The organism is Bacillus sp. FSL K6-0069, from assembly GCF_038007785.1.
GTDB classification, from domain to species: Bacteria; Bacillota; Bacilli; order Bacillales; family Bacillaceae_G; genus Bacillus_A; species Bacillus_A mobilis.
Window position 1 is genome coordinate 3296503 of record NZ_JBBOXN010000001.1, and the last position, 13467, is coordinate 3309969.

The 13467-nt window shown below is 31.9% G+C and carries 13 protein-coding genes; 3 read left to right on the top strand and 10 right to left on the bottom strand.

The genetic code is table 11. The features are described 5' to 3' along the window. Position 1: 1 nt before the first annotated feature. Together MHB74_RS16940 and MHB74_RS16945 are read right to left on the bottom strand one after the other, a co-directional pair. Entirely contained in the window at positions 2 to 910 is a 909-nt protein-coding gene (locus tag MHB74_RS16940) for a VOC family protein (RefSeq protein WP_061677721.1), read from the bottom strand. A gap of 174 nt (positions 911 to 1084) precedes the next feature. Next, entirely contained in the window at positions 1085 to 1996 is a 912-nt protein-coding gene (locus MHB74_RS16945; protein ID WP_061677723.1) for a VanW family protein, read from the bottom strand. A gap of 530 nt (positions 1997 to 2526) precedes the next feature. Here MHB74_RS16945 and MHB74_RS16950 point away from each other — a divergent pair. From MHB74_RS16950 to MHB74_RS16960, 3 genes are all read left to right on the top strand, one after another. Next, positions 2527 to 2859, top strand: coding sequence for a hypothetical protein (locus MHB74_RS16950; protein WP_061676395.1), 333 nt, complete (start codon positions 2527 to 2529; stop codon positions 2857 to 2859). Positions 2860 to 2975: 116 nt separating this feature from the next. Next, positions 2976 to 4067 (top strand): DUF3900 domain-containing protein, encoded by a 1092-nt coding sequence (locus tag MHB74_RS16955; protein WP_000345048.1) that lies wholly within the window; start codon positions 2976 to 2978, stop codon positions 4065 to 4067. Positions 4068 to 4494: 427 nt separating this feature from the next. Next, a complete protein-coding gene (locus tag MHB74_RS16960; protein WP_061679944.1) occupies positions 4495 to 4941 on the top strand; it encodes a hypothetical protein in 447 nt (148 codons plus the stop codon). A 228-nt stretch (positions 4942 to 5169) separates the two neighbouring features. On the opposite strand, the gene MHB74_RS16965 is transcribed toward MHB74_RS16960, so the two are convergent. The 8 genes from MHB74_RS16965 to MHB74_RS17000 all read right to left on the bottom strand — a co-directional run bounded on the left by MHB74_RS16965 (position 5170) and on the right by MHB74_RS17000 (position 13439). Then, positions 5170 to 5847, bottom strand: coding sequence for a lecithin retinol acyltransferase family protein (locus tag MHB74_RS16965; RefSeq protein WP_270401038.1), 678 nt, complete (start codon positions 5845 to 5847; stop codon positions 5170 to 5172). A 788-nt stretch (positions 5848 to 6635) separates the two neighbouring features. Beyond that, a complete protein-coding gene (locus MHB74_RS16970; RefSeq protein WP_061679945.1) occupies positions 6636 to 7244 on the bottom strand; it encodes a hypothetical protein in 609 nt (202 codons plus the stop codon). 13 nt (positions 7245 to 7257) lie between these two features. Continuing rightward, entirely contained in the window at positions 7258 to 7395 is a 138-nt protein-coding gene (locus MHB74_RS16975; protein WP_270401037.1) for a hypothetical protein, read from the bottom strand. Between the two features lie 538 nt (positions 7396 to 7933). Beyond that, positions 7934 to 8506, bottom strand: coding sequence for a hypothetical protein (locus MHB74_RS16980; RefSeq protein WP_141658093.1), 573 nt, complete (start codon positions 8504 to 8506; stop codon positions 7934 to 7936). Between the two features lie 250 nt (positions 8507 to 8756). Beyond that, positions 8757 to 10079: a hypothetical protein gene (locus MHB74_RS16985; protein ID WP_061679947.1), complete on the bottom strand. Its 1323-nt coding sequence runs from the start codon at positions 10077 to 10079 to the stop codon at positions 8757 to 8759. A gap of 745 nt (positions 10080 to 10824) precedes the next feature. Next, on the bottom strand, positions 10825 to 11388 hold the full coding sequence (locus MHB74_RS16990) for a GNAT family N-acetyltransferase (protein ID WP_061679949.1): 564 nt from the start codon (positions 11386 to 11388) through the stop codon (positions 10825 to 10827). A 199-nt stretch (positions 11389 to 11587) separates the two neighbouring features. Continuing rightward, positions 11588 to 12673 (bottom strand): AAA family ATPase, encoded by a 1086-nt coding sequence (locus MHB74_RS16995; RefSeq protein WP_061679950.1) that lies wholly within the window; start codon positions 12671 to 12673, stop codon positions 11588 to 11590. Continuing rightward, positions 12663 to 13439, bottom strand: a complete 777-nt coding sequence (locus tag MHB74_RS17000; protein ID WP_061679951.1) for a DUF6414 family protein — start codon at positions 13437 to 13439, stop codon at positions 12663 to 12665. Before MHB74_RS17000 ends, MHB74_RS16995 begins: the two co-directional genes overlap by 11 nt. Positions 13440 to 13467: the final 28 nt, after the last annotated feature.

Here is a 13467-nt window from a genome sequence, read left to right on the forward strand (position 1 = left end):
TTTATGCTGTTTCTATTTCAAACTGCACTATAATACCGCTAGGATCTACTACTGTAAATCCGTTTGTATTTTCGTTTACTTTATGTTGTTTTTCTATTAATCTTTCTTTCACTTCATCTAACGCTTCTTTATGCGGTAATACAATTGTATACACTTTAAGTCCAGTTGCATGTGCGGGTGGGTGTGGATTATTTACTCCGTTCCACGTATTTGCACCTATATGGTGATGATATCCTCCTGCAGAAATGAATAGGCAGTCATCTTCGCGTTGTTGCACTTCAAATCCTACTGTCTCTACATAAAACTCATGTGACTTCTCTACATCAGCTATTCGTAAATGTACGTGCCCAACGACAGTATTAGCAGGTAATCCATCAGCCTCATAATCAACGAGTGTTGCCAGTTCTTTTAAATCTAGCGGGGTACTTCCTCCTGGTCCTTCTCCCCATTGATCACGCGGACGGTCTGCATAAATTTCAATACCATTTCCCTCTAAGTCTTGTAAATAAAACGCTTCACTATACGTATGATCACTTGCACTATTAAACCTTGAAATTGGTAAAATTTCATTAGAATATGTATAACGCCCTTCTTGTTCAACTGGGCTATCAATTACATTCTTGTTACGAATCACCCCAAATAAAGCCGAAGCAAAGGCTTCACGAGTCGGAACTAAAAAGGCTACATGATATATACCAGTCGTACGCGGCTCTTGCAGCCTCCCATCCTCTAACTTTTCAAGAACAAGTAACGTGCTCTCTCCACCTTTTCCTGATAAATACGCTTTATTCGCCTCTTGCTTAATTACTTCTAAGCCTACTACATTCTCATAAAAAGCAATTTGGCGCTCTAAATCTTGCACTTTAAATTCAACATGACCAATACGTGTTTGCGGATGAATTTGTACCATGAATAACTCCATCTCCTTATCTCAATATTTTCCCATTACATATTGCCGTTACTTTGAAGGATACAACTAAAATCATCCTATGTAAATAAGAAAAGTCAGAATTTATATACATTTTTGTTTTCATAATAAAAAAGTCACCTCTTCTAACTTTCAGAAAAGGTGACTTTTTAACTCTTATTTCATTTTATGTACTTCAGCAACTAACTTTCCGCCCTGAATACCCATATAAAGTTTCACAGGTGCATCATTCGTGTTTTCAAACACTAAGTCTAAGTATGGATATGCAATTGTAGCATCTCTTCCTTGTGGAACGTAACCAACCGTTTTAGAATGTGTCGTTCTTTCTACCATTTTCAAACCAGCTTGATCTGCTGCATTGTATAATGTTGATGATGTTTGACAAACACCGCCGCCATATCCATCTACTAATTTACCATCTACAATTTCTTTTCCTAATTGATATCCTTTATCTGGCGTTGTATCACCAATTAATGCATTGAAAGAGAAACTGTCTCCTTTTGCTAATACAACTCCATTTATGCTCGCTGCTGACAAACGGATATTCTCAATACGGCCACCTGCTGAGCCACCTAAATTCGTTTCATATCTACCAATTACCGTACCACTTCCTTGCGCATCACTTAGTGTTGCAGTAGGCTTTTTCTCAACAATAGGTAATTGATATGAAGAATCCCACATACCAACGTTTAATAATTTATCTACTAATTCTTTTTCCATTAATTCATAAGAAGGTTTTCCTTCTTGCCAACTTCCATCAGATGCTAAACGTGAAGGAACCATCTTTTTGTCAACGTTTTTACCAACTTCCTTAGCAACCTTCGTTACCGATTTTTTAAATTTTGCTTCGTCTTCAAAATAACCTAGACTCGATAAATCTAGCTTTTTCACTTCCGCACCAGTTCGACCATCCACTAAACTAATAGAATCCTGAACCTCTGCTTTAGCCTCTACCGTGTGTCCACCAATATCACTTACTAATGCAACATCACTTACTTTTGCACCACAGCCACTCACTATAGCTACACATAACACCCCAACTAATATACCCTTTACTTTACGGAACAATATACTCTCCCCTTTTTCCCAATATTACTTTTATGTATTATTTCATTTTTATGTATGTTTTGTTACAATCATTTTACAATATATTTATAAATTGTTACAAGTTATTTTTTACTCTATATAAATTACCCTTTTCTTTTCCAAATGTCTATACATATTTACATAAAATTTGAGTTTGATTGAATTGTAACCTTTATGTAACCTCATTACATTATCCAGTATATACCATAAAACAAACGAAATACAAATGTAAAAACTCCATATTCTTATTTACAAAGGAACATCCTGTGAACATAAAGTGAAACTTTAATCAGTGGGGGTTTTCTTCATCCCCCACTGATTATTAGTTGAACCAATCGGACTTTTATGGGCAGTTGATCCCCCACCTAACTTCTTTGCTTTCGCTGCATTTTGAGGTGGGGGTCTTACTGCCCATAAAAGTCCGATAAATAGGTATTTGCCGTGCCACCGCTCCGCTTTTGCACATACATTATGGTGAAATTAACCTATTTTAAAGAAATGGAGGATGTTTTATGTACCCCTACAATCCATACGATCCATATAACCAAAATGGTTATCAACCTCAATATGAATATGATTTACAAGCACAATACCAACAATATATAGAGCCAACAGAACAAGTTAATCCATATGATCAAACTCGACAATTCCAACTTCCAATCTCTTTTCCCGGTACTGGAAACCGTCAACTAGAAAGACGAGTAAATGAGCTTGAGCAAAGAGTACGTCAATTAGAAAACACGGTTGAGCGTCATACACGTAGATTAAACCGCTTAAACCAACGTTTACGTACAGTAGAAAACAGACTGAACATTCCATTTTCAGCATTAGAAGACGGATTTTAATTCCAAAGATAAAAAATATGTGAAGGAAGGGGCTCCCCCTTCCTTATATAAATTGACGAAAGTTTTTTCCATCTCTATACTGATAAGAGTTAATGAAATGAAACAAGGTGATAAATATGGATTTTGAAATAAATTATCTTTCCTTTTATGTTGTACAAGTAGAAGGAAAAGGTGAAGCTGTTGATAAACGCTACAAACATTTTCAAACATTAGACGCTGAAGAATATGAAGATAGCTCCTTAAAAGAATTTTTGAATGGTGAATTATTAAAAATTTCAAAGCGAAAAGTAGAACGTCATGCGAAAACAGAACAAGCTCCGACAAAGATCGGTCGCTTCATTGTAGAAGAAGGACACGAACTTGATTCAAACCCTCATTACAACCTATTTAATCGCATTCGCTTTGCAGAAACTAAGGAAAACTTCAAAGATATGAGCGAACCTCTCGTTTATACATATCTTGACACAAGTGCTGTACGCGGTGGTGTATTTTTAATTGCGCAAGCAAAACTACGCAAATACTTTGATGATCCATTCGTTTTCGTTATGAAATGTGACTTTGAACCGAAAGTTGCTTCAATTTCAGATGAATCTACACTAATTCGTAACGTTGAAATGGCCATCACAACAAAAAACATGAAATCTATCCAATATCCGTACATGCCTGAAGAAGGTATGGTCGAAGTGGGCGAACTAAAAATTCACCAAGCATCACACGCCCGCTACTTTGAAGACTTCTTAAAATTCGTCGAGTACGAACGCTCTATGCCTGAAATTATGAAAACACAAGTAATGGACATGGTATATGACCAAATTGAAGATGTATTTGAAGAAGGTACGGAAGAACGTGAACAATTCGACCAAGCGATGGAAGTATGGGCTGCCAGTCCGAAACGTGAAATTATGGAACAATTTTCAACCGAAGAAGTAATGGAAGCTACAGCTCAAATCGTCGAGCATGCTCCTGAAGTGGAATTAAAGCTAAAAGCAGACCATATCTCTGTAAAGGCCCTGCTCGCTGATTTCGGGGATCAAATACATATCGCAAAGGTAAATGACCGATACGTATTAATGATTGAGGCTGATACACTTACGTTTGAGAAAGGCTTCTCTCCAATTGAGTTTCTGAAGCCGGATGAGTTGCAAGATGTGATTGAGCGGATTGAGAATAAGCAGCAGTATTCTTATGATCCGAACGGGGTTGAATAAATTCTTCCATAAAAAGTGACTAATAAAGTGTTTAAAATAACAATTTTGTGTCCACAGGCGTGACCACGTTTGTGACCATCCAGTACTAAAATTTTCGGTTCTAATATTGAATAAATGCTTCCATATAACTATTTTTTACTGAGCGCTATTATTAAGCGCTCTTTTATTTTGGTCACATTTACGTGTCTATTTGGTGGTCACTAAAAGCATATGGATACTAAAACCATTTATTTTACGACATCTTACATGACTGACTAATCGAAAGTCTGACCACTTCCTTCTATTAATCTGATAATTCTTTGTCATATTTTCACAACTCACTCATACATTGTTATCAAAGGGATAGAAGAAGTTTTTACTCGAGAGAGGAAAAACTTCTTGGGGAAGCAACGCTAGGGCTAAATATATTTTTGTAGGAGGATTCATAATGTTGCTTCATGAAAATAGTTTTAATGATGAAGGTTCTAACAAACCGATTTTCGTTCCCAGACCAAGTTTTACACAACAAGGTGTGTATGATGCGTTATACCGTCTTTGCTGGGATGAAAATCGATTCATAGGACCAGGGTTCGAAATAAGATGTGGGAGATGTAGTCTAGATATAGTTTTCTATGCCAAGAATGGTGAGAAAATTTGCTATGAAATAGACTGTGATGATTATCATGACAAAGTAAAAGATAAAAATCGTGACTTTTATCTTAAAAAAGCTTTGGGATGGAAAATCTATCGAGTGGATTGTGCTTGGATTGATGCACTCGGCTTCGATACAACAGCAGATTTGCTACACGAACACTTATTGGTACTGCTCGGCATTTGGTCAGGACCTGTTACTTTCGATATCACTACAAGTTTTCACGAAGAAGATCTACACTAAAGAACCTCTATTTGAGGTTTTTTAGTGCTTTAGTGAGCAATCATATAACATAATTAAGAAAAGAATTAACTACTAACTTTAAAAGCTATTTCAGCCGATCTTATATATTTATTTTATTGTATGACCCCTATTTTATTATATTACTCCCTAGTGTTCGTAAAATCTGGATTCCGTGCAGACTTATAAAGTGTTAAAAAAGAGTAGTTTACACTCCCCTCTTCTCAAGCATTATTTCCAATTCCAATCTACCCATCTAATATTTCCTCCATAGGATTTCTCAGTAGACCATTTAAGATAAGTAAGAAAGTTATCACAGGATTCAAAATCTCCAGTTAGGCAGCCGCTAGTGAATTGATGACAATTATCTAGTACTAAATTATAATCTCTTGATTTGCCAACGCTATTCAATGCTCTTTGATGAGAAGATTCAAAGGAAATCGGCATACCAAATTCTTTATCAAACGGAACCCTTATTGCTTTTAGTACAGATGTTACATTGCTTGTGAATCCATTCAAGCTTACTTTTTCAATCTGACCGTTGCCGTTCAAATGAACAACTTCGTTATTCCCAACATAAATACCTGAATGTTCCATTTTATTAAACCCTAGATCGCAGTATATCGGAGAACCTACACCTGGTTCTAAATTAGTCCGAGCCTTAGTTATGACTGGACCAGTTGCCAATGGACTTATAAATTCTTTTTCTATATTTCTGTCTCTCATTTCTCGCTCAAATTTCTTTTGATTGATGGCTTCTTTCGCTGAATAAGTAGCATCTGCGATTTTGTCTTTTGCATCACTTACTGCCCATCCTACTTTACTGTATCTTACCGCATCTTTTGTTTCCGTGATTTTGCATCCTAGCTTTGAGTTTTGTACATTATACAAGAAATCTCTAAATCCCATTTTCAATTGCTCCTTTTATTCATTGGCACATTAATCTATTCAAAGTGATTAGCTTACAAATTATATAGAAGAATACATTTACAGTATATGTTAAATTCAAATCATATTCAATTATTTGTATGTTACACTTATATTGATATCATTTACTAATTATTTCAAGGATCTAGTTTCATATTACAAAGCAATCACTATATCATCTAAAAATGCTATTGAAATGGGGTTTTATTAAATGTATAAGATGATTTATGTGAACAAAGGAAAATGAGTACAAAAAGAAAGATCAATTCAACTCTCAAATGCTCAACATGCGGTGAGAACGTCAACATCCAAACTCATAAACACTTTTACCTTGTGAACGAATATTTAGCAAATCAATTTGATTCAAGTCGATACTGTTCTAAAGAGTATGTATTTAATTTTTTAGAAGATAGAAATGTAAATGTGGAGAAAGCCGTTAAGAAAGTTATTAGCTCGATATTTAGGGGATTTCGTTTAATAGATAGAATCATGAATCTTATATTAAAAACATTATCTAAAAGTAAATTCTAATATCACTAAGATGAATACCAATTCATAAGGAGCGGTATACATCTTAGTATCATGGATTTAACAAGCTTATTCTTATATAATCCAGTTAATTAAAAAAGCTCCCTTTCTGGAGCCCTCAAAATAATACAACTAAATTAACACTAAGAATAAATCGTTCAATTACACAATAAATACATACTATGTGGAATTTTCAAAAGGAAATATCGTGCGAAGTTATCAGATTAAAAATAAAGGAGAATTTACTCCCTTATTTGCCATTCCCAATCCCACCTACACCATTCTATCTGTTTTCCATATAATTTTTCTGTTGTGCACTTCATAAAGTCTAATAGTTGGTTGTTTTGATCAAAATCACCTGTTAAGCAACCACTAGTGAATTTATGACAATTATTAGTGACCACGTTATATTTTATTTTTTCATCTTCATTAAGAATCGCTCTCCAATAAGCATCTTTGAATTCAATTGAAGTTGAATTAGATTTATCTAAAGGGAACAATATATCTCTTGACGTGGTTGATATATTATCGGTGAATTCAAGTAAGTTCACTACTTCAACTAATCCGTGTCTATTCAATTGCATAACATCAAAATCGCCAATATATATACCAGAATGTTCAGCTAAACCAAATAATAAGTCACAATAAACTGGCGATCCTAATCCTGGTTCTAGATGAGTTGAGGAATATCTTATTTTATTAATCAGTGGATTTGCTATAGGCGGAACAGGAAAAACTCCACCTGTCAATAACGTAGTTAGAGACTTATGTTTAACATATTCTGTTGTTTTGTAGGCAATTTTTGATCCCACACTCGCACTAGCTTTAATTTTATATTTTTTAGAATCCAATAACGTCACCCTCCTACTGATAAACTTTATTATTGATTTGCTTAAAATCTTTAACCATTTCTTTGAACTCTTTTTTCTCTTTATCTGTTAAATCATCAATATGTAAATCTATTACATCTCCATTTGAATAAACTCCTACTGGAATCATCATGTTGAATTCTTTCATTCCTATAGCAATTCTAATTATGTAATTATCCCCCTAATCTTTCATTAATAAAAAATCATTCCTTATTATACAAAAACGACTTTAAAACATCTCTAATATGGCAAATCTATAATGATAGCAGCCTACTGAAATCAAATACATATTACTCTATTAAACTTTGAACTATTGGTGATAAATTCTAAAACGAAATAACTTAAAAACATATAAAATGAGAATTGCTTCAGTTCGTGAAAAATAAAGTATTTTTAAAATAATCAAACTCTATAATCAATAAAAGAAAGACACTCTTAGTGAGTGTCTTTTAGCGCTTATTTCATTTGTTGCTTGTTCATCGCACTCGTCATTTGATTAATTTTTTTTGGGAAGGTTTTGTCCCATTTGCATCAAAACCCTTATAATTCTAGTATATTATACAAAAGTGGTTTATCATTCATCTATTTTTATCACTTCACACGTTAAAACAAACCATTTACTGCTTTTGTATAGGCTCTTTCACCCAAACTACCTTGGAGGAATTCCTTAATTATTTTGGGTCTGGGACACTCGCTAGGTCATTGCCATATTTATCAAACAAATCTTTAGATTTATGTCTTAATTCTAATCCTTCTTTCATTTTATCTGAATTTGTTTCATTGACTGCTTGCAATATTTTTGTCCCACTATCCATCATTACTTCATAACTTTTTACTAATGTTTCATGATGTTGTTTATATGCATCTGGAATATGTTGTTGTGGATATGTTTTTAATGTGCCATAATCATTTCCAATTGCTTTGTATCCATTTATTATAGCATCTTTCCACTTACTATCTCCAAACAACGTTGGATTAGATTCTGCTTGATTTAGTAACTTTTGAATAATATCATTTGCCATTGCAGTCTTTTCCATAATGATAATAATATTATCAACATATTTTTTTCTCTTCTCTTTCTCATCTTCAACTGAACTAACTTTTGGTTCTTCTTTAACTTGTTCAACTTTAGTTTCTTCTACCTTTTCTTCTACCTTTTCTTCTACTTTTGATTCTTCATTTTTAGTTTCTTCTTTGACTGTATCTGTCTTTGACGAACATCCAGCCACTAGTGCCACTATCAATAGCGTAACTCCCCATTTTTTCAACATTTACTTATCCCGCTCCCTTTTATAAATTCCATACTGTCACTAATAAAAATACCATATTTTACTATACATATAAACTTCATTATATACACACTAACAGAGATGATAAGAGACATTATACTAACTAATAAAAAACAGTTTCATATTATTTTCTTTTAATAGTGCATTATACAAAGGAAATACCATAAAAATACTCCCCACAATGAAACTAATCAAAATGTGATGGTTATTTAAATAATCCTTCAACTACCTCATCTTTATAAAAATATGCATTTAAAATATCTTGTGTCTTAATATAATTCACTTCTATATCTCTTGCATAATCACTTAACTTTTCATCAAAGGTAATAACAGCCTCATATTGATTAGCAAAATCGTCTCTTTCTTGTTCATTAAAATAACAATACACTATCTTTTGACTTTTAATTCCTCCAAAATAAGAAGACGCCATTAGATTCCTAAGCACATGTTGATCATTCTCTATATTCATGCCAAATATAACGATTGTATTAATATTATTTTCACGAATAATTCTATCACTTCTCTGACCAAACATTTCAATATTTTTTCCTGTTCGAGTTTTCTCGTTCGCTAAATTCCATATTATTGGAAAAATAGATTTAAATAAAAAATAATCACCAATTAATACATCGGAAAAACTCACATATCCATTCGTATGATTTAAACCAAAGCTTTGATGGTATACATACTCTTTTTTATTTATAACAAATTCCCCATGGAAATGTTCTACTTTTCTTTCCGTTATTTTCTCCATTAAATGATCATAGTTTAATGATGTTAATATATTGAAATGCCCTAAAAACCCTTTTAATATGCTAATATCTATTTTCTCTTTTTTATTTAGCAAATTTATGTCAACTGATTTCTCTTTAGCAAATATAACTACTGAAAATAACATTCGCAAATAAGTAGAGCAACCATTGAACAATACATCTTCTTCTATATGATCCCCTAGCATTATAGTTGCAGGATAGTTATTTCCAGCTTTAATAACAGCAATAAATGAATTATCTTCTGGAAATTTATAATATGAGTGATTAATCCTTTGAATCGCAAAATAAAAATAGATTAAAATAGTCCAATGTTCTATGTTAACATATGATAGACCTTTTTCCTTCCCAACCTTACATACCTGTTCTAAAATCGTTTTCTGACTTACCGAAAAAATTAATTTTGTAATTAATCCATTTTCATCTAAATCGGTGAGTAATTTATTATTATCATTAATTGAACGTGCAAATATATAGGCATCTTCAAATAATTTGCGTAACTCTTCTTTCCTTATATACTTCAAGTGTTTCAATACACTTCTATAATTATCGTTACACTTTTTATTAAATGCCTTATTTTTTGCATTCACTTTATATTCGGAGTTTATCAAAAGTTCTTTATGCCCATCATATAACCGATCGAAGATATTCCCAAAATCGCTGTCAAAATTCATACTGAATCCATTTCCGCATAAAAACATACTCTTATTTTTATCGATTAATTCGTTAAAATAATTTAATGATATTTCTCTATTCATTTATTCTTCCTCCTTTACATTATTTCTATTAAGCTGAAAATCAAATAAATCTGCAGTATTACGCAGTGCTTTACTTACTGTATCCTCAGATATAATTTTTCCGTTTATATCATAGTAATCAGCAATTTCCCCGCTTTCCCATTTTCCATTTATATCCTACCGACAAATCCAGAGATACCCTTATAACTATAACATCTATACACATGAAACTTTTTAGTAACAAAACATTTCGCTTTATTCATATTTTAACACCAATACCAACAGTATCTAGATACTGTTCCTAAACAGGATGTTCATAAGTAAACGGTGATCTGATTGGTTCGATACGTGATAAAAAAGACGAGCCAAAGCTCGTCTCTTGAGTGAAACTCTGTATTACCAACTAAGTCCGACATTGAATGTAAATCCTCGGTAAAAGAACTTTCATCCATAACTTCACAATCAATATCATTGTATTCTGCAGAACCTAATTGAACAATCCCTTCCAGATATTCAGGTGTATTATCATCTTGTGTAATCACTATCTTACTAATCTTTTACATTTCAATCCATTCTTTATTTCATAACAAATAAAAATCAACAATTCAAAATAACCTAAACATAAACAAACAAAAACAACACTGAAAATTTCCAATCATCACATATATCTTTTACTTTATCTATCTTTAATATTATTATGATTACTGATTAAATTATTTATCTTCTGTCCAGAATACATCCAAATATTTTTACCTAATAAAAATCATTAAAATTTTAAATTTATACTTCCACTTGTTCTATTTTTATTAAAATTAACCGTGAAACCATTCTTTGTATAAAATTGTTCTAGTTTATCAAACTTTTCTACATCTACATATGAGAGCATTCCATTTACTTGACATGCATTCATTTTTTTGGCCCATTTAATTAAATACTGTATCAGTATTGAACCATTACCAATATCTTCTTGTACTGCAAACACATCATTAATATAGCACGTAACAATAAAAGGATTCTGAATATCTTGATAGAAATTCGCATATAATCTTGGATATGGATGCCCTGTTCTTTTATTCTGTAAGGATAAAGTAATGCTCTTACTATCCATAGAAACACAAACATAATATTTCACAGAACTCTTATTAAATTCAACTCCATCAATTATATTTCCTTTTTTCAGCATAGATTCGACAAATTCATTATTTTCTTTAACCTCTAGCAACCGTTCTACTTCTTCTTTTAGTGTTTTCTCGCTATCTTGTATTTCACCATACAATTCTTTCAATTTTTGATATTCTCTCTTTAAACTCTTTATTTTATTAAAAAACATGCAATAACCACCCTCAATATTTTTATACTCTTTACTATTAAAGGTTTTTCATATGATAAAAACTGTAAAATATTCAAAATAAAGAAGAACAGCTTATTGCTGCTCTTTCCCTATAATGAAAAATTTACTCTTAATTATATTTTCCTATACTTACTTCTTCTGAAATTTACACTATGTTTAGAATTAAAAGTTGACATAACTATAGTTTCTCAATAAGTGGATAAGTCATCATCTGAATCATAATTTTTCTGATTTCCCGCGCATTATCTAGGGAAGATATATTTCTTTTGAGTTTATCCTTTATGTCCCACCCCTTTATTATTTCTATATCTTTATAATTAAATTTTAATAACTCTTCATCATATACTGCTTCTATGATTGCTTCTTTAGCTTCATTAGATAGCTCAACATATTTAATAAAACGATTAAAACGAGAAAAAATAGGATCACCTAATTTTTCTTTTATTTCTTTTTCATTATGGTAATTTGAAGTACAAAAAATAATAGTATTTTCTAGATTTACTTCATAAAATTTATCGGTGTACATTCCTTCATCAAACAATTGATAAAATGCGCTATAAAACATTGGATGCGCTTTATCAAATTCATCCAATAAAATAACATTTGTCTCCCTATCTAGCAAATCCTTTGCAAATGAATTACTTTTATCACCAAAGATATAATTCATAAAATTTTCATTATGAAACATAGATAACTGCTTTCTAAATAATTTTTGATTTGGATTTATAATTTCATTCACAAATTTGGCTGTCTCTGTTTTCCCTACGCTAGAAGGACCATATAGCATAACTACTGTTGGTTTATGAACCCCATGATTTGTCAGACTATATAATGTTCTCAAAAGTTCATCTTTAACATTAGTCTGACCATATATAACATTCTCAAAATCACGTTTTATTTTCGATAAATTTGCCAACTCTAATCTAGGATATTCATAATTGATTATTTCGATTTCTAATTGTAAATTTGCAGATTCTATTTGATTCAAAATTTTAGCAGGCGGATTATGTAATAATATTTTTGTATAACCAAATTTCTCAGAGAAATGTATGCAATAAATCAAAAAACCTTCAATAAAAAAATCAGCAACCCCTGAATATTCATCCGAATGAATCACTAAAGTATCGTAGCTGTATTGAGCTTCCTGCAAAGAAGAGTCTTTTGAATCTATAAATCTAACCAAATTAGTAAGTGTAAAGCTCCCTTCAGTTGGTACTAGTTTTATAAACTCTCCTTTTGGTCCATTAAATATTTCAATTTCCATCAGTTTTCACCTCTACTCCAGCTAGAATAACATCATACATTTTCAAGAGATCATTTGCCCCCTGATTAGTAGGACTATCACCCATTAACTCGCTTATCGAAGGCAGTTCAGAAACTGTTTCCACTTTTAGTTCATTTTCTATTATAAAATCTGTTTCTTCACTTTCACCTATCTCCACAGCGTAATAGTTTAATTTCATTTTAGGTAAATCCATTAAACTATATGCATTTTTCAAAGCGTTAATATTAAATCTTAATATTATACGATCATTATTTTTATATGCAAGGAGCTCATAGTATCCCCTTGCATTTTTTAAGATTTCATCAAAGTTTTGAACATCAAAGTCTTTCATTTCCTCAACAAGGGCCGAATCTTCCTTGAAAATTTTTATATAAGGGGTATACATCTTTATGAATGAAAATGAATTTTTGATGGGCCTAATTTGAAAACCCTTAAAGATATGTATTTTTTTCTCAGCTTCTAATTTACTACTAAGATTATAAAAATCAGCTAGAATTGTATTTGAAATTGTTTTAGTGACAAGAGAATCCTTCGCGAATGAGGAATTTACATTTATTTTTGTTGTAAAAGCCGCCTTAATCGCTGTAAAAAAATTAGTACCTGCACCTACCTCCACTCCAGCTTCGGCTTTTCCTCCAAACTGTACCGTTCCCTTATCTTCATCAACTGAAATAAGTTCTCCGCCATATTCTATCTGTAACATATCTGTTGCAGATCCTTCATCAAAATAAATTACCTTCTGCATATCAATACACTCCTCTAAATTTAAAATT